The sequence below is a fragment of the Paenibacillus caseinilyticus genome (assembly GCF_027533645.1).
Taxonomy (GTDB): domain Bacteria; phylum Bacillota; class Bacilli; order Paenibacillales; family NBRC-103111; genus Paenibacillus_G; species Paenibacillus_G caseinilyticus.
Map to the genome: position 1 here is coordinate 18,737 of NZ_JAQAGY010000035.1, position 17,128 is coordinate 35,864.

Sequence of the window (17,128 nt, forward strand, 5' to 3'; positions counted from 1 at the left end):
CCGCCGGCTGCTCCCGGTTCTCCAGCAGGCAGACCGCCGCTCCGGCAGAACCGGACAGCCGCCGGCAGTTCCTCTATCTCCTTCCGCGCTTCCCAAGGTAGTGACTCTATGTAATCGCTTTCAAAACAAAATGCCCCTCTACACCCTTAACGGGCAGAGGGGCTTGCTTATGGCCGTGAATCCTGCTTTTATCTATCCGGTTCTTTTCCTTCCGATGGCCCGGATATCGTTTACTCCGGCCGGTCCTTCCGGATCCGGATTAAGATTCGTCTTTCTCCCGCTGATCTTTCTTCGGCTTTTCTTCATTTTTTTTGCTTTCTTTCTTTTCCTGCTCTTCTTTCTTCTTTTGCTCTTCCTTCTTCGTTTGCTCTTCTTCTTTCTTCTTCAGCTCATCCCGCTGTTTCTGCTCTTCTTTCTGTCTCTCGAGCTCCTTGCGGGCTTCTTCCTGCTTCTTCTTCAGCGCGTCTTCGACCTGTTCCTTGGCCTCTTCCGCCTTCTTGCGTTGCTCTTCCTGCTTCTTCTTCCACTCTTCGGAACGCTCGGCTGCTTCTTCTTTCCGGCGTTCCTCTTCCTTCTTCGCGTCTTCCTTCGACCGGCCTGCGCCATCTTTCTCTTTGTCTTTATCTTTATCGTCGCTTTTGCCGGACGTCTTGCCGGAAGAAGATCCGGCTCCGTTCTTCGCACCGCCGTTCTTCTTCTCGTCATCCCGGCCGCTTTGGGTTTGTTTGTTTACACCAGGCACGTTCGATGAGCCGGAAGATTCCGGCTTTTTCGAATGGCTGTTGCTGCTGTTATTGCTCTTCTTCTCGTCGTCCCCGTCGTCATCCTTGTCGTTTTTACCGCCTGACGCCGGTTTCGCCGAGGTCCCGTTCTTGTTCCCGCCGGTCTGCTTTTCTTTCTGCTCCTGCAGCTTCTTGTCCAGCCTGCCCGCTTTTTCTTCCTTCACGAGCTCTTTCATCGCTTCCTTGGTCGGCAGACGGTCCTTCTTGATGACCTCCGCCACTTCCGGCTTCTCCTTGGAGATTCTCAGCACAGACTTCTCTCTGAGCTCCTGCAGCGTGACATCCGTCCCGTTGTTTTTCGCATTGAGATATACCGTATATTTGCCGGCGGAGACTCCGTTCTTCGCTGCTTCTTCCCGGACTTCCTGCGGCGCGGCGAACGCGGCCACCTGATAAGTCTGCGTCTGGTCCGGATGCACGGCCTCGATATGCTTCGTCACCTGCTGTTTGACTTTCTCGGCAATAGCCTCATCGTTCATCGCTGGATTGGTACCGACGACGGTCGAGGCAATGACAATCTCCGCTTCACCCGTCGCCAGAGGCTTCTTCTCCGCCCTGTCGAGCAGCACATCGGTTACGTTCTCCAGCTTCTTGCCCTGGTAATCGACGTTCTCGATCAGCGCGTTGCCGTCTTCGTTCAGCCCGCGGAGCTCGAGCACGTTCTCCTCGATATCGATCCCCATCTCAATGCTCGGGTTGATATCCATGGAGACATAGGCGACGACGTCCGGACTGCCCAGCTTGCCGCCCCAGGAAGCGAACAGCACGATACAGAAAATAACCGCGGCCGCCATGGCCGAACGTGCAGCAGCAGACGGCGTACGCCAGCCCCCGCTTTCTTCCGCGTAGACGATCTCTTCGCCGATCTCGCAGGAGCGCTTACGTCGCGGCACCCGGTCGAACTTGCCGTCCGGCCGCATGACGATCAGGTTTTTCTCCGTGATTTCCATCACGATCCCCTTGTTCAATGTGCGTCCCCCCCTTCTTCTTCCGGTTGGTCTTTGATGTGGAGATAATCTCTAAGGTACGGGAACGGCCCGTGATAGACCAGTGATACAGCGATAATGAACTTGCGGTTGCGTTCGAGCGTCTTGCGCGATACGCCGGCGATGTCGAGCAGCTCCTTGATCGGCAGCATCCGCTTGGTCAACATAAGCCGCATGAGTTCCGTATCCGACGACAGCTTCTTCGCTATGCCGAACAACGCCTGCCGCGAATCGTCGTGCTTCGGGGAAGCATCGACGAGATCCGCGAACTGGATGCCGAACTCGGTGAGTGCCCGGTTCAGGTCCATAATCTCGCCGCGGCGCTCTTCCATGCCCCGCTGCTTCTCGTACTGCTCGATCGCCTGGTGCACCTCGACCGGATTGACGACATTGTCCTCTTCGTCCTCTACATCGAAGGCGCTGTAAGGCAGCTGCTGGGAGAAGCGCTGCTCCTTGCGGACATAGTCGATCAGCCGCCGGCGCATGACCTGCTCCGCGAAGCCGAGGAAAGAGCGCCCGGCCTGCGGAGAGAATTGATTGATCGCTTCGTTGAAACCGCTGAGCGCGATGCTGAACTCATCGTCGCGCGACGGGTCCACGTAGCGTTTACAGAATCGGCTGGTTACCTTTGCAACATACGGCTGGTAATCCGTAATGAACTGGTTGCGCAGGCGCAAATCACCCTCTTGAATGCGAATGACGATTTCCTCCGGTGTATCCGCGGGTTCCGGGTGGTGAGACTGGCGTTTTCCTAGAAATTTCTTAAATAAAACGAGCAGCAATCGTTCCACCTCACACTACAAATTTTCGCTGTCCCGGGTGCGATTACGGGGGTCAGCGGGCAGAGGCCCGGCCAACATTTTGAGCCTGTTCTCCGGCGGGCCTCCGCCTGTGCCGGCACGCGGCGCATCCATGCAGGCATCCGGCCTGCCGTGTGCGCTGATGCGAAGAGACCGGACTTTTGCACCCAAGGTGCATGCAACAAAAAAAGGTCCCCCGCCGGCCGCTTGTTCTGCAGGCGGGGCCGCTGATTGCGCGGCACAGCACCATGAGAGCCATGAATGCGGCGGAAGCGCAGAGCGGACGGACGTGCAGGGCCGCTTGGGACCGCTGCCCGTCCGCCCCGCAGACAGGCGATCGGATGAGGACACTGATTTAGAAGTCGGACGGTAACCTACGAGAGGCCCCGCATGGTTTTCTTATTCTTGAGCTTGCTGCGCCGCTGGCTCAGCACGTTCAATCGTTTCTTAAGCTGTACTTCCCACTCGGTATCCCCGATTTCCTTGGCTACGGTGAGCAGATCCAGCGCCATATCGATCTGGCTGCGGACGACATCGAACGGATCTTCGTTCTCATGGTTCACGCAATTCTCGTAGAGTTCGGACTGGTCTCTTTGATCCACATATTCATGGAAGTCCACTTCCGGTGCTCCGTCGCCATGGGCGTACTCCGCCAGGATCTCATATTCGTTCTCCACCAGATGATGCACCTCGACACGATGGCATACCGGGCAGAATAACAGCGGCACATTATGAATTTGGGTCCGGATGTGTTTCAATGTCCCCTTTGTTCCAAGCATGCTGGCTCCGCAGCAGAAACTCATCGAAATTGCCCCCTGTTCTTGTATGGCAGGTCGCCCGAAGGAGAAGCCGACGCTTCCGCTTGGAGTCCCCTGAGTAGGTTGGATTGGTTGTTGCGAACACGGCGTGACCCGAAGTAGGGTCTGCAGCTGCCGGGGCGGCGTTTGCGCCTCATTCCCCGCTGTTCTATCGCTCTAACTACTATATCGGACAATCCTGTATGTTCTTTCAGAGGGAAACCGCGTCTAGATTCTGGATGGAGTCCCGCATAGGCAGGCACCGTCACACGTATTCGACTTCCGCCACCAAGAATCCTCTTTTTATGCCAAAAAACGGTCCAGGAAAAACCTTCCACGGGGGCCCCCTGCCCCAAGTTTCCGGGACCTCCTACCCGATATCCGCTGATTGCCCTTCCCTTCGGCCGAAGCATGAACGGCGCTCTGCCCCGCATAAATTCCCATTCTTCTGCAAATTCTGTAAGGGACCGTTATTCTTATGTAGGTGATTCTTATCGGATGAGCCTTCCCTGGACCTCAGGGAAAGAAGGGGGGATCCCGCTTGAACTCCATGCCTCTCTCGGGTTATGAGATACCGGGGCGCTATCATCACGACCGAATCCAGCTGCTGACACAAGGGCCCCATACCCTCTTCACGTACTGGGAGGTCAGCAACCGCAAGCGCTGGCTCTGCTCGCAGCATTTCCAAAGCGATTACGGCGCGCTCGCCACATCCCTTCGGATCTATGACGTTACCGCCGTTTATTTTAATGGACACAATGCTCACGGATTCCGGCAGATCGAGACGATGCCCGGCGCCTCCTCTTGGTACATACATGAGGTGGAAGCCGGCACGGTCTATATCGCCGACTTCGGCATCTCCACGCCGGAGGGCCAGTTCATCCCGCTCCTGCGCTCGAATGCGGTGATGACGCCGAGAGACCGGCCGGCCGGCTGGGGAGCCCCGCTCGTCTCCACCGTAGAGGAGGTCCGCGAACCCGGCAGAGTCCATGGGCTGCTCCGTCCCCATGACTTCGAGAATTTCAATGCTTATTCCAACTGTATGAAATGAGGTCACGCGTTTATGATCAACCGCGTAAAGCCGAAGCCGGAGCTGAAGGGCTACCTGGCTCTGGTTCTGCATGCCCATCTTCCTTATATCCGGCATGATGACCGGGATGACGATCTCGAAGAGCGCTGGTTCCATGAAGCGATGACGGAGACCTACCTGCCGATGGTCGAAATGTTCGACCGCCTGCACGCGGACGGCGTCGACTTCCGGCTCACCTTCTCCATGACGCCTACCCTTTTGTCGCTGTGCAGCGATCCGCTGATGCAGCAGCGCTACGCGGACCATCTGGGCAAGCTGATCGAACTGGCGGACAAGGAGACGGCCCGGCTGCGGGAGGACCCCCGGCTGCTCCCGCTCGCCCGGATGTATGCGGAGCGGTTCCGCACGCTGCAGCAGGTCTACGAAGGGGCCGGCCGTAATATCGTTAGGCGGTTCAAGGCGTATCAGGATCTCGGCAAGCTCGAGATTATCACCTGCGCGGCGACTCACGGCTTCCTGCCGCTGATGAAGACCGAAGAATCGATCCGGGCGCAGATCCTTACCGCCGTGCGGGATTACGAGCGGCACTTCGGCTGCAGACCGCGGGGGATCTGGCTGCCGGAATGCGGCTTCACCCCCGGCATCGACCGGATCCTGAAGAGCTGCGGCATCGACTTCTTCTTCACCGATTCCTCCGCTGTGGCCTATGCCACCCCAAGACCGAACCGGGAGCTCTATGCGCCGCTGATGACGCCGTACGGGGTCACCGCATTCCCGCGCGATCCCGAATCGTCGCAGCAGGTATGGAGCTCACAGAACGGCTATCCCGGCGATTATAACTACCGCGAGTATTACCGGGACATCGGATGGGACCTCGGCTGGAACGATCCCGAGGAGTGGGAGCATATCCGCCCTTATGTGCTGCCGACCCACGAACGCGTGAATACGGGCATCAAGTACTACCGGATCACGGGCCGGGGGAACCACCGGGAGCCGTACAATCCCGAGTGGGCCCGGGAGCGGGCGGCCGAGCATGCCGGCAACTTCCTCTATAACCGGCAGAAGCAGGCGGAGCATGGGTATGCCCACCTGGACCGGCGTCCGGTCATCGTCTCGCCCTACGACGCCGAATTGTTCGGCCACTGGTGGTATGAGGGCCCCCTGTGGATCGAGATGCTGTGCCGGAAGATCTTCTATGACCAGCACGAGCTGGCCCTCATCACGCCGTCGGGCTATCTCAAGGAATATCCGGTAGCCGATACCGGCAAAGTGAACGAATCGAGCTGGGGCCGCAGCTCCACCGCCGAAGTGTGGCTGCAGGGGGTCAATGACTGGATCTATCCCCACCTGCACGAGGCAGAGATGCGGATGGTCCGGCTGGCCACGATGCACGAACACTTGGAGAACCGCGACGGGTTAAGCGCCGGGCTTCTGAAGCGTGCGCTGAACCAGGCCGCCCGCGAGCTGATGCTCGCGCAGAGCAGCGACTGGGCGTTCATCATGGATTCGAAGACCGTGGTGGACTATGCCTGCCGGAGGACCAAGGACCATCTCGGCTGCTTCCGGCTCCTGTGCGACGGCATCGAATCAGGAAGCCTGGACGAAGCTTACGTGGCCGAGCTGGAGGCGAAGGACAACCTGTTCCCCGCAGTGGACTACCGGGACTATGCCAGCGTCTGCCGCACGTCGCCCAATCCTTTGATCCCGGACCCGGGGCAGTGGAAGGCGCTGCTCGCGGCCACCGCGGACCGGCCGAACGTGTTCATGCTCGCCTGGGAATATCCGCCGAAGTCCGTCGGCGGGCTTTCCCGTGCCGTCTGCGACCTGTCGGAAGCTCTCGCGGCCCGCGGCCAAATCGTGCATGTTGTGACGAGCTCGCATGATGGAGCCCCTTATTTCGAAGTCAAGAATGGCGTGTACATCCACCGGGTTCCGGTGCAGCACTCCTACGATACCGACTTTTATCATTGGACCTTCGAGATGAATCTGGCCATGACGGATTATCTGGTGAATTGGAAAGAACACGGAGGACGGATCGACCTGCTCCATGCGCATGACTGGATGGTCTACCACACCGCGCGCGAGATCAAGATGAGCTTCGGCCTGCCGATGATCGCCACGATCCACGCGACCGAGTGGGGGCGCCATGGCGGACGCCTGTCCTCCCCGCTGTCCGAAGCCATCCACCGGCTGGAGGGCGCACTGACCAGAGACGCCGACCAGGTGATCGTCTGCAGTCCTTATATGAAGCAAGAAATCCAGGGCCTGTTCCATCCACCGGATGACAAGCTACATGTCTTTCCTAACGGGGTCCGGCTGGATAAAGTTGCACCGGCGGAGAACGATTCGGAGGACGCCAAAAGGCAGCTCGGCGTGGAAGGCAGGCGCGTGCTCTTCTTCATCGGGCGGCTCGTCTTCGAGAAAGGCGTCCAGACGCTCATTCACGCCATGCCTTCCATCCTGTCCGCCGCGCCGGACACCGTGCTGTTCATCGGCGGGGCAGGGCCCATGGAAGGTCCGCTGCGCGGGCTGTCCGCCCACCTGGGCGAGAAGGTCCGCTTCACCGGCTTCGTGGATGACCCGACGAAGGAGCTGCTCTACCGGGCTGCAGACGTCTGCGTGATTCCGAGCCATTACGAGCCGTTCGGCATTGTGGCGCTGGAGGCGATGAAGCACCGGCGCCCGGTCGTTCTCTCCGATACGGGCGGTCTCGCCGACATGGTCGAACACGGCGTGGACGGCTACCGGGCGCTTCCCGGCCATGTCGATTCGCTCGCCTGGCATGTCAGCGAGCTGCTGTTGGACCCCGGGCTCGGCAGCCGCATGGCGGAGCAAGCGTACGCCAAGCTGCAGGCCCTCTACACGTGGGACCGTATCGCCGAAGAGACCGCCCGGACTTACCGCGGCTTGACCCATTATCAGGAGCCGGTACAGGCTGCAGCTCGGCCGGCCGATTCCCCCGACGCGATATCGCTGGTACCCAAATAACAAGGGAGTGTTAGCCAATGAAAGCCGTCATTATGGCAGGGGGCAAAGGAACCCGGCTCCGACCCTTAACCTGCCATGTCCCGAAACCTATGGTGCCTCTGGCCGGCCGCCCCTGTATGGAATACATGATCGAGCTGCTGCTTGCCCACGGGATCGAAGATATCGCCGTAACCCTTCAATATTTGCCGGACGTCATACGCGATTATTTCGGGGACGGACAAGACCATGGCGTCCGGATCCGCTATTTTGAAGAAACCGTCCCTCTCGGCACGGCCGGCAGCGTCAGGAACGCCCGGGAGTTTCTCGATGAATCGTTCATCGTGATCAGCGGGGACGCCCTGACGGATTTCGACTTAACCGCCGCCGTCAGCTTCCATAAGGCCAAGGGGGCGCTGGCCACCCTCGTCCTGACACCGGCCGAGCACCCACTGGATTACGGCGTGGTGATGGCCGGCGAGGACGGGCGGGTGCTGCGCTTCCTCGAGAAGCCTTCCTGGGGGGAAGTATTCAGCGATACGGTGAATACGGGAATCTACATTCTGGAGCCCGAAGTATTGGACCGCTTCGAAGCGGGCACCGAGTACGACTTCAGCAACCAGCTCTTCCCGGACCTGCTGGCCCAAGGACTGCCCTTGTACGCCTATGTGGCGGACGGGTACTGGTCCGATATTGGCAGCCTGCAGCAGTACAGGCAGACCCAGTTCGATATGCTGGACGGACGGGCCCAAGTCCGGATCCATGGGCAGGAGATCGCTCCCGGTATCTATGCCGGCGAGGATGTGTCCGTCTCCCCGGGAGCGAAGCTCGGCGGTCCGGCCTATATCGGAGACGGCACCCGGGTCGGCCATGGGGTGGAGATCGGGGAATACTGCATCGTCGGCCGCGGGAACCATGTGGCGGACGGCAGCATTCTCGGGCGCGCCATCCTCTGGGATTACAACCGGATCGCCGAAGGCAGCGAGCTCCTCGGCACCACGCTCGGCTCCCGGATCGTCTCCCGGGCTGCCGCCAGCTTCGGCGACGGCAGCGTAGTCGGCAGCCACTGCACCATCGGCCCCAAGGCCGTCGTGCATCCCGGCGTGAAGATCTGGCCGAAGAAGCAGGTCGCGGAGAACGCCCAGCTGAATGCCTCCCTGATCTGGGGCGATACCTCGCGAAGCTCCCTCTACCGGTCAGGCGTCGTATCCGGCACGCCGAATGCCGAGATGACGCCCGAGTTCGCGGCCCGCTTCGCTGCCGCGTACGGGTCGGTTCTCGCGCTGGGACAGGCGCTGACGGTCTCCTGCTCTGCCGGAGACTTCGCCGAGATCATGAAAGCCGCGGTCACCGCCGCCCTGCGTTCTGCCGGGGTCCATGTCATCGACCTCGGTTTCGTCCTTCCGCCGGTCGCCCGGTTTGCCGTCCGGCAGCTGAGTACCGCAGGCGGCATCCATCTCTCCGTCAGCGGGGATGGCGCCCTCTGCACCTTCGAATGCTTCGACGGCGAGGGCCTGCCGCTCGCAAGGCGTGCCGAACGCAAAGTGGACCATGCCTTCTGGCAGGAAGACTACGGGAGGGTCTCCCACGAAGAGGTCGGGAGCTATCATCAGGACGAGACGCTGACCGAGCTCTATGTCCAGTCGGTAGCGGGGGCGGCCCGGCTGGACGGCCCGGCGGACGAAGCGAGTCCGCTGCGGGTGGCGGTCTCGGCGCGGCCGGACGTCTTCCGGCTGCTGCATCCGCTGCTCCGCGCGCTCGCCTGCGAAGCCGTCCACCTGCCGGAGGCATCGCAGAGGGATGACCTTGCAGCCCTGGTCCCCCGGCTCCAGGCCGATCTCGGCCTCTGGCTCGGCGGCGACGGGCGGGAGATGAGCCTCGTGACCGCCGAAGGTGAGTCCGTCTCCAGAGACAAGCTGACGCTGCTGCAGTATCTCTCCTACTTCCACAGCTTCCCGGGCAGCTCCATAGGCGCACCGGTCAGCGCCCCCCAGCTGCTAGAGAGCCTGGCTGGCGGGCTCGGCTGCCGGGTGGTGCGCACCAAGGAGCATCTGCGCAGCATCATGGAGGTCTCCGGCAGCATGGCGCTGCACCCGCTCTATGATGCCTTGTTCGCTGCAGGCCTCATCGTATGCAACATGCACCGCAGCGGCGTTCCGCTTCATGGCCTGCTCTCCCTGATCCCCTCGTTTCATCTCCAGCGGGAGACGGTCGGCTGTCCGTGGGACCGCAAGGGACACGTGATGAGGCGCATGATGGAACGGACACAGGGGCAGCAGGTCGATCTCATTGACGGCATTAAGTTCTATCATGACGGAGGATCGGTGCTGCTGCTTCCCGATGCCGATGAGCCCCTCTTCAGCGTCGTGGCCCAAGGGGAACACGCGCAGCATGTCTCCGAGCTGCTCGAGCACTACCGGGGCCATATTCTAAATTTTCTGGAGTAAGCATAAGGTATAGTGACCTGGCGAACACGGCGGGCGGCTTCGGCCGCTACGCGGCCCGTGCGGGAATCCCGCAGCCGCGCGCCGCGCCATGCCATCCGTACGGAAGAATCCCCTATCCCGGAAGGAGATGTCTCATGAAGCTGATTCCGATCCCCTCCAAACAGATTGCCTATGTGAGGTATGACGACCAGGCTTCGCAAATGCATATCCAGTACCATACCGGCCAGACCTATACCTGCAGCGGCGTGCAGCCGGACCAGTACCAGCTCCTGCTGCAATCCCCGAACCGGTACGATCTGGTCATGAAGATGACGGCCGTGGGCGGACCGATCGCCGAGGGATAACCTGGAGCGCTCCTTCTTCCGGGGTCCGGCCTCTTCGGGTGATCGGCGCCATCCCAGAATCTCCGCTTCCGGGCCGGAGATTCTTTTTTTCGGCCGTATAGTTTTCTTCAAAGCGGAAATAGTAGGTTAATAGTGAGAGTGTCTTAGGAGTTGACCGCAGGCAGGCCGCCGCCGCAGCGGAGCCGGCGCATCCCTCCCAACCCTGGTCTCCATACGTTTTCATTATATTTTCATCCGTTGACCCCATTGGCATAAAAAGGTACTCTTAAGATAGAGAAAGCATACCGGATAGAAAAGGATGTGGAACCATTGCCTAGACAGTTAGTCATCGGAAACGGGAAGTTCTTGATCAATCTGGACCGCCATACGTACATGCGCGACCTGTATTATCCTTATGTAGGGCAATTGAACCACGTCGGCGGCTATCAGTGCAGAGTCGGTCTGTGGGTGGACGGCGCGTTCTCCTGGCTGTCGGACCCGGACTGGAGCTTTGAGCTTTCGTACGTAGAAGATTCGCTGGTCACGGAGGTCAAGGCCACGCACTATCACCTCGGGATTACCCTCGTGATCAACGACGGCGTCCACCAGAGGGAAGATATTTATCTGAAGCGCGTAACGGTCCACAACCACTGGGACCAAGTGCGCGAGGTGCGCATGTTCTTCAACCAGGATCTTGTGATCAACGAGACCGAAGTCGGCGATACGGCCGCTTACTATCCGCAGAACAACACCGTATTTCATTACAAAAAAGACCGGTACTTCATGTTCAACGGCCTCGCCGGAACGGAAGGACTCTATCAATATACAACGGGCGTGAAGCGGTTCTATAATGCCGAAGGCACATGGCGCGACGCCGAAGACGGCCATCTCATGGGCAACGCCATCGCCCAAGGCTCGGTGGACAGCACAGTATCCGTCCGGATGCATGTGCCTCCCCTCTCGGAGGAGACGCTCTACTACTGGATGACGGCAGGCAAGAACCTCGAAGAGGTGAAGAAGCTCGACGCCTACGTCAAAGACAGCCATCCGGGCAAGCTGCTCGACCGGACCCAGATCTACTGGCAGCGCTGGGTCAACAAGTCCGAGCGGGACTACGGCAACCTGCCCGAGGAGGTCATCCGCCTCTACAAGCACAGCCTCCTGATGGTCCGCACGCAGACCGACGTCAACGGGGCGATCATCGCCGCCAACGACTCGGAGATCATGCAGTCGAACCGCGACCATTACAGCTACATGTGGCCCAGGGACGGCGCCTTGATCGCATACGCGATGTCGATGGCGGGCTACCAGGGCATGATTACGCCGTTCTTCCACTTCTGTGCGAACGGCCTGTCGCCCGAAGGGTACCTGCATCACAAGTACAACCCGGACGGCACGGTCGGCTCCTCTTGGCACCCCTATCTCAACGGAGGCAACATGCAGCTGCCGATCCAGGAGGATGAGACAGCCCTTGTGCTCTTCGCCCTGTGGCAGGACTACGAGCGCCACGGAGTGATCGAATTGCCGCAGTCATTGTACCGCACCCTGATCCGCCGGGCGGCCCGCTTCATGTCGAGCTACATCGAGCACGATCTGAACCTGCCGAAACCGAGCTACGATCTGTGGGAGGAACGGTACGGCATCTTCACCTTTACGGCTTCGGCCGTGTACGGCGGTCTGATCGCGGCCGCGAACTTCTGCTCCCTGTTCGGCGACGAGGAACGCTCGAGCCGTTACCGCCATACGGCGGAGAAGATCAAAGCCGGCATCCTCAAGCACCTCTACGATGAGGAAGAAGGCCGCTTCGTCCGCGGGCTATACCTCGACGGCGGCGTCTGGACCCAGGATAAGACGCTGGAGAGCAGCGTATACGGCATCTTCGAATTCGGTGTGCTCCCGGCGGACGATCCCCGTGTCGCTTCGACGATGAAGGCCAACCGCGACGGACTCACGATCAAGACCGAGATCGGCGGGGTGGCCCGCTACCATCACGACTACTACTTCCAGCGCTCCTCGGATATCGAGAACATTCCCGGCAACCCGTGGATCATCTGCACTCTCTGGATTGCCGAGTGGGAGATCGAGTGCGCGAAGACGCTTGCGGACCTCGAATCGCCGCGCCGGACATTGGAGTGGGTCGTGAAGCATGCGATGGAAAGCGGCGTGCTCCCCGAGCAGCTCGATCCGTTCGACGGGGGACCGGTTTCCGTGGCCCCGCTCACCTGGTCGCATGCCACCTACGTGCTGTCCGTCGTCAAATATACGGAGAAGTACAAGAAGCTGCTCTCCTCCGCGGGCAAGCAGGCCTAGCGAGAATAAGATAAAGGCGCATCGTCCTTTACAAGGACGATGCGCCTTTATTAAGAGATGCAAGAAGACAGGATCGAGCTCTGGCAGATATAAATTCTAGTATGTGCACAAAAACCACCCCATTCCCGGCCTAAGCCGGAGAATGGGGTGGTTTCTTATATTGTGAGGATACGGGCCGAATCGGATCATGCCCTGCGCAGCCGACCTTCCTCTCAAGAAAGGAATACCTGCAGGCCGATGAGCTCAGGCTGCCTCTCTATTCGTGCACATAGGTTTGTTCGTACTTGTCCGCATCCCACAGGCGCTCCAGCTCCGCCTGATCGCTCATCTCCACTACCAGCAGCCATCCGTCACCGTAGGGCGCCATGTTAATGAGGCTAGGGTTGGCGGTCAGCTTGGGATTGACCTCCAGCACCTTACCGCTCACCGGCGCATACATCTCCGTCACCGTCTTGACGGATTCCATACTGCCGATCGGCTGCCCCGCCTTCAGTTCTTCTCCCACTTCCGGAAGCTCTACGAAGACGATCATGCCGAACTCTTCCTGTGCAAAATCGGTCAGGCCGATCACCGCCCGGCTGCCTTCAACCCGAATCCACTCGTGCGTTTCACTGTACTTCAATCCTGGTATGATATCCATATACAGGCACCGCTCCCCTCTTCCCCAGCTTAACCTATCCTTGAAGCCAAAAACCCTCTGACCCGCCCAAAAACAGGGGCAGGCCGAGGGAGATCGGAGCCTTATCTAAGACTTTGGAACTTACTTCGCTACGAGGTGCTCGTCGCCTTTTTTCCAGCCGATCGGGCACAGGCCGCCGGACTGCAGAGCTTCGAGAACGCGGAGCGTTTCTTCTACGCTGCGGCCCACGTTGTTGTGGTGTACCACTTGGTACTGCAGTTCGCCTTCTGGGTTGATGATGAACAGACCGCGAAGCGCGATGCCTTCTTCTTCGATCAGGACGCCGTAGTCACGGGCAACTTGCTTCGTGATGTCGGCAGCCAGAGGGAAGTTCAGCTGGCCCAGGCCGTTTTGGTCCACTGGCGTGTTGATCCAAGCGCGGTGGGAGTGAATGCTGTCCACGGATACGCCGAGGATTTCAGCGTCTACTTCTTTGAACTGGGCAGCAGCATCGCTGATGGCCGTAATTTCAGTCGGGCATACGAATGTGAAGTCCAGCGGGTAGAAGAACAGAACGAGCCATTTGCCGCTGTAATCGGACAGGGATACTTGACCGAATTCTTTACCGTCACCGGAGACAGTTTGCAGTGTGAAGTCTGGAGCTTGTTTACCTACCAAACGTTGAGACATGGAAATTTCCTCCCTAAAATAAGGTTTACCGTAATTGGTGATCACGTTATAAATCCTACCATTATCGGCGAATGCCAGTCAATGTTTAAACTAATTTTATTTTAATAATTATTATAATCTGACACGATTTGGACACAAATATAAACAAAAGGAAGAACCCTTAAGAAACGGCTGTTCTCAAGAGTTCATCCTGCTGTCAGGTATGAGGTTAATGACTGGGGGCGTTAACGATTCACGCCATTATCCCTTCGTCATCCTTACTTGCGTACCGCATTCACGATGAGCTCGCCCATCGCGGTCGTACCGATGGCCGATGCCTTGTCGACAGCAATATCGCCTGTCCGGTGGCCGGCATCCAGCACTTCTTTCACCGCACGCTCGATCGCCTCGGCTGCTTCGTGGTAACCGAAGGTCAGGCGGTACATCAGCGCTACGGACAGGATCGTTGCGATCGGATTCGAGATGCCCTGGCCCGCGATATCCGGTGCGGAGCCGTGTACCGGCTCATAGAGGCCGAAGGCGCCTTCGCCGAGGGAAGCGGAGCTCAGCATCCCGATGGAACCGGTCAGCATCGCCGCCTCGTCGCTGAGGATGTCGCCGAACATGTTCTCCGTCACGATGACGTCGAAGGAAGATGGGCGGCGGAGGAGCTGCATCGCACAGTTATCGACAAGCACGTGCTCCAGTTCCACGTCCGGATAGTCGGCTGCCAGACGGTTCACCGTTTCTCTCCACAGACGGGAGGTTTCGAGCACGTTGGCCTTATCGACGGAAGCCAGACGCTTGCTGCGCGTACGGGCGATCTCGAACGCTTGGCGCACGATCCGTTCGATCTCCGTCACGTTGTAGACGCATGTATCGACGGCTTCCTCGCCGTTCGCGCCTTCCCGGCGGAACTTCTCGCCGAAGTAGATGCCGCCGGTGAGCTCGCGCACGACGATCAGGTCCGTGCCTTCGAGCACTTCGGGCTTCAGCGTCGACGCTTCCTTGAGGCAGTCGAACACCGTCGCCGGACGGATGTTGGAGAAAAGGCCGAGCTCCTTGCGGATGCCGAGCAGGCCCGTCTCCGGACGCAGCTCCTTCGAGTTGTTGTCCCACTTCGGTCCGCCTACGGCGCCGAGCAGCACGGCATCGGACTTCTTGCACATCTCCAGCGTATCTTGGGGCAGCGGGGTGCCCTTCTCGTCAATGGCGATACCGCCGAAAAGTCCATGTTCGAATTCGAAAGAAAGGCCGAACACTTCCTCGGTCTTCTTCATGACCTTGATTGCCTCCGCTACGACTTCGGGACCGATCCCGTCGCCCGCGATCACGGCGATTTTTTTGACTTCTGCCATGCGTTTCAACTCCTAGTGGTTGTCATTACCTCAGTTGTAGCATACTTGCGCCCCCACTGACAAAGATATAAAATCTATCATCTTCATAGGTAATGACTATAGACACTCCTCCCTTAGCAGCAGATCGGCTCAAAAACCGCCGCCGGTGCTGCAAGTTGTCTTTCGCCGGGCAAAGCATTAAAATGAACACATATGAACGCCGAAACTCCACTTCACCTAACTGTAAAGTCACTATAAAGGAGCCTTACGCCATGGACTACCGTTTCTCCGATACCATCGAAAGCTTCAAATCCTCCGCCGTGCGCGAGATTCTTAAGCTGACGCAGGGCAAGTCGATCATTTCTCTGGCAGGCGGCCTGCCGAACGAGCAGTTCTTTCCGCTGGATGCGGTCCAAGCGGCCTTCACCCGAGTCTTCGAGCAGGGCAAAGGGGTGCTGCAGTACGGCCTGACCGAGGGCTTCACACCGCTGCGCCAGAGCTTGTCGAAGCATCTGGAGCGCAAGGGCATCCATGCCCCTATCGACAATATGCTGCTCACTACGGGATCCCAGCAGGCGATCGACCTGCTTACGCGTGTATATATCGATCCGGGCGACGTCATCCTCGTCGAGAAACCGACGTATCTGGCCGCCATCCAAGTATTCCAGTCGCGCAAGGCCCAGATCATCTCGGTGGACTGCGATGCGGACGGCATGAACCTGGGTGACCTCGAGGGCAAAATTCAGGCGCACTCGCCCAAGATGGTGTATGTGATCCCGACCTTCGCCAATCCGACGGGCAAAGCCTGGAGCCCCGAACGCCGGCAGGGCACGCTCGACATCTGCCGCCGTCACGGCGTGCTGATCCTCGAAGACGATCCGTACGGCGAGCTGCGGTTCGGCGGCGGGGATGAGGCCTATCCTTCCATCTTCTCGCTGGCCGGGGAAGCGAACGGCAGTCCGGTCGTGTATACGAGCACCTTCTCCAAAATCGTCGCTCCCGCCCTGCGCACGGGATGGGTCGTGGGAGACCAGAACGTTATCACCCATATGACGCGGGCGAAGCAGGCCGCAGACCTGCATTCGAGCACGATGGACCAGCAGGCGCTGCATGCGCTCATGGAGAACTTCGACTTGTATGCCCACATCGACCTCATCCGTACCGAGTACGAAGCACGGATGCGCCAGATGGTCGGTCTCCTCCGTTCGAAGAACTGGGAAGGCATGCGCTTCCTCGAGCCGCAAGGCGGCATGTTCGTCTGGGTCGAGATGCCGGAGGGCATCGATACCCAGCAGCTCATGAAGTACGCCGTCGAGGAAGGCGTCGCCTTCGTACCGGGCATCGCCTTCTTCGCGGACCAGCCGCAGTACAATACGATGCGTCTGAACTTTACGCATACCGACAGCGAGCAGATGGTCATGGCTTTCGACCGCCTCGACCGCGCCCTGAAGAACATGCAGGCGGCAGCGGCACACTGATTCTGCAAGGAACGGAGCGATCCGGCAGCCCGAGATACCTCGGCTGCCGGATTTTTTGTTCTGCTCCAGGTTGATCCGCAATCCTAGTGATAATAAGAATCATTCTTGGTTATACTTGCAAAAGAAGGGAGACAACGGCGCATGGAGATAAACACACGCCTATGCTCTCCTTATACTTTCTGACAGCGAGAACGGCTTCGTCTTCCTTCAAGAACGATGCGTGTTGATTAAGAAATACCAGAAGACAGGGTCGAGCTCCGGTGAGATATACATTCTAGTATCGCAAGATAAAACGGCAGCCCGCAGGCCGCCGTCGTCCGTTCTTCCTAGTGTCCTATAATCCCAAATGGACCGTCGTTACAGCTTCGGTTCGAACGTCTTGCAATCCGTTTCTTCCGAATCTCTCGCTTGTCTGCCTCGATGACTTACTACATAGATGGCGGAAGCGCTGCATTTGTTGCCCGCCGCCCAGTATTTACAGGAGTTCACTTCACAAAGTACGTCTTGTGCCATGGTCTGTCCACCTCCTCTCTCTCTTCTCTAGGATGGGCAGACTCCCTGTTCTTTCATACCTTCTGCCCCGTGC

General features: G+C 59.0%; 14 protein-coding genes. 7 read left to right on the forward strand and 7 right to left on the reverse strand.

Annotation, left to right across the window (positions count from 1 at the left end):
• Positions 1 to 259 precede the first annotated feature (259 nt).
• Complete coding sequence (locus O9H32_RS30855; RefSeq protein WP_269869927.1) at positions 260 to 1,750, reverse strand: anti-sigma factor domain-containing protein; 1,491 nt, start codon at positions 1,748 to 1,750, stop codon at positions 260 to 262.
• The gene (sigI, locus tag O9H32_RS30860) at positions 1,747 to 2,550 is read right to left on the reverse strand and encodes an RNA polymerase sigma factor SigI (protein ID WP_269869928.1); all 804 of its coding nucleotides are present in this window, start codon (positions 2,548 to 2,550) and stop codon (positions 1,747 to 1,749) included. The genes O9H32_RS30855 and sigI overlap by 4 nt, the downstream gene beginning before the upstream one ends.
• Positions 2,551 to 2,744: 194 nt before the next feature.
• On the opposite strand from sigI, the gene O9H32_RS30865 reads away from it, so the two are divergent.
• Positions 2,745 to 2,927, forward strand: a complete 183-nt coding sequence (locus tag O9H32_RS30865) for a hypothetical protein (RefSeq protein WP_269869929.1) — start codon at positions 2,745 to 2,747, stop codon at positions 2,925 to 2,927.
• Positions 2,928 to 2,942: 15 nt separating this feature from the next.
• Here the strand turns inward: O9H32_RS30865 and O9H32_RS30870 are convergent, their stop codons facing one another.
• Positions 2,943 to 3,371, reverse strand: a complete 429-nt coding sequence (locus O9H32_RS30870) for a hypothetical protein (RefSeq protein ID WP_269869930.1) — start codon at positions 3,369 to 3,371, stop codon at positions 2,943 to 2,945.
• Positions 3,372 to 3,915: 544 nt separating this feature from the next.
• Between O9H32_RS30870 and O9H32_RS30875 the strand changes: the two genes are divergently transcribed.
• The 5 genes from O9H32_RS30875 (at position 3,916) to O9H32_RS30895 (ending at position 12,439) form a co-directional block, all read left to right on the forward strand.
• Entirely contained in the window at positions 3,916 to 4,416 is a 501-nt protein-coding gene (locus tag O9H32_RS30875) for a DUF4912 domain-containing protein (protein ID WP_269869955.1), read from the forward strand.
• Positions 4,417 to 4,428: 12 nt separating this feature from the next.
• A complete protein-coding gene (locus O9H32_RS30880) occupies positions 4,429 to 7,383 on the forward strand; it encodes a 1,4-alpha-glucan branching protein domain-containing protein (protein WP_269869931.1) in 2,955 nt (984 codons plus the stop codon).
• 17 nt (positions 7,384 to 7,400) lie between these two features.
• Positions 7,401 to 9,806 carry a sugar phosphate nucleotidyltransferase gene (locus tag O9H32_RS30885; protein ID WP_269869932.1) on the forward strand — a complete coding sequence of 802 codons (2,406 nt, stop codon included), beginning with the start codon at positions 7,401 to 7,403 and terminating at the stop codon, positions 9,804 to 9,806.
• Positions 9,807 to 9,940: 134 nt separating this feature from the next.
• Complete coding sequence (locus tag O9H32_RS30890) at positions 9,941 to 10,150, forward strand: KTSC domain-containing protein (protein WP_269869933.1); 210 nt, start codon at positions 9,941 to 9,943, stop codon at positions 10,148 to 10,150.
• Positions 10,151 to 10,459: 309 nt separating this feature from the next.
• On the forward strand, positions 10,460 to 12,439 hold the full coding sequence (locus O9H32_RS30895; RefSeq protein ID WP_269869934.1) for a glycoside hydrolase family 15 protein: 1,980 nt from the start codon (positions 10,460 to 10,462) through the stop codon (positions 12,437 to 12,439).
• Positions 12,440 to 12,695: 256 nt separating this feature from the next.
• Here the strand turns inward: O9H32_RS30895 and gcvH are convergent, their stop codons facing one another.
• From gcvH to leuB, 3 genes are all read right to left on the reverse strand, one after another.
• Positions 12,696 to 13,079, reverse strand: a complete 384-nt coding sequence (gene gcvH / locus O9H32_RS30900; RefSeq protein ID WP_269869935.1) for a glycine cleavage system protein GcvH — start codon at positions 13,077 to 13,079, stop codon at positions 12,696 to 12,698.
• A 120-nt stretch (positions 13,080 to 13,199) separates the two neighbouring features.
• Positions 13,200 to 13,748 (reverse strand): peroxiredoxin, encoded by a 549-nt coding sequence (locus tag O9H32_RS30905; RefSeq protein ID WP_269869936.1) that lies wholly within the window; start codon positions 13,746 to 13,748, stop codon positions 13,200 to 13,202.
• A 257-nt stretch (positions 13,749 to 14,005) separates the two neighbouring features.
• Positions 14,006 to 15,085, reverse strand: a complete 1,080-nt coding sequence (gene leuB / locus O9H32_RS30910; protein ID WP_269869937.1) for a 3-isopropylmalate dehydrogenase — start codon at positions 15,083 to 15,085, stop codon at positions 14,006 to 14,008.
• 251 nt (positions 15,086 to 15,336) lie between these two features.
• On the opposite strand from leuB, the gene O9H32_RS30915 reads away from it, so the two are divergent.
• Positions 15,337 to 16,542, forward strand: a complete 1,206-nt coding sequence (locus O9H32_RS30915) for an aminotransferase-like domain-containing protein (protein WP_269869938.1) — start codon at positions 15,337 to 15,339, stop codon at positions 16,540 to 16,542.
• Between the two features lie 357 nt (positions 16,543 to 16,899).
• Here O9H32_RS30915 and O9H32_RS30920 read toward each other — a convergent pair whose 3' ends face one another.
• Positions 16,900 to 17,055, reverse strand: a complete 156-nt coding sequence (locus tag O9H32_RS30920) for a DUF1540 domain-containing protein (protein ID WP_269869939.1) — start codon at positions 17,053 to 17,055, stop codon at positions 16,900 to 16,902.
• Positions 17,056 to 17,128: the final 73 nt, after the last annotated feature.

Coding starts and splice junctions, on each gene's coding strand:
- gcvH (WP_269869935.1), bottom strand. CDS start 13,079: ATGGATATCATACCAGGATTGAAGTACAGTGAAACGCACGAGTGGATT.
- O9H32_RS30905 (WP_269869936.1), bottom strand. CDS start 13,748: ATGTCTCAACGTTTGGTAGGTAAACAAGCTCCAGACTTCACACTGCAA.
- O9H32_RS30875 (WP_269869955.1), top strand. CDS start 3,916: ATGCCTCTCTCGGGTTATGAGATACCGGGGCGCTATCATCACGACCGA.
- leuB (WP_269869937.1), bottom strand. CDS start 15,085: ATGGCAGAAGTCAAAAAAATCGCCGTGATCGCGGGCGACGGGATCGGT.
- O9H32_RS30890 (WP_269869933.1), top strand. CDS start 9,941: ATGAAGCTGATTCCGATCCCCTCCAAACAGATTGCCTATGTGAGGTAT.
- O9H32_RS30920 (WP_269869939.1), bottom strand. CDS start 17,055: ATGGCACAAGACGTACTTTGTGAAGTGAACTCCTGTAAATACTGGGCG.
- O9H32_RS30880 (WP_269869931.1), top strand. CDS start 4,429: ATGATCAACCGCGTAAAGCCGAAGCCGGAGCTGAAGGGCTACCTGGCT.
- O9H32_RS30885 (WP_269869932.1), top strand. CDS start 7,401: ATGAAAGCCGTCATTATGGCAGGGGGCAAAGGAACCCGGCTCCGACCC.
- O9H32_RS30915 (WP_269869938.1), top strand. CDS start 15,337: ATGGACTACCGTTTCTCCGATACCATCGAAAGCTTCAAATCCTCCGCC.
- O9H32_RS30865 (WP_269869929.1), top strand. CDS start 2,745: ATGCAACAAAAAAAGGTCCCCCGCCGGCCGCTTGTTCTGCAGGCGGGG.
- O9H32_RS30870 (WP_269869930.1), bottom strand. CDS start 3,371: ATGAGTTTCTGCTGCGGAGCCAGCATGCTTGGAACAAAGGGGACATTG.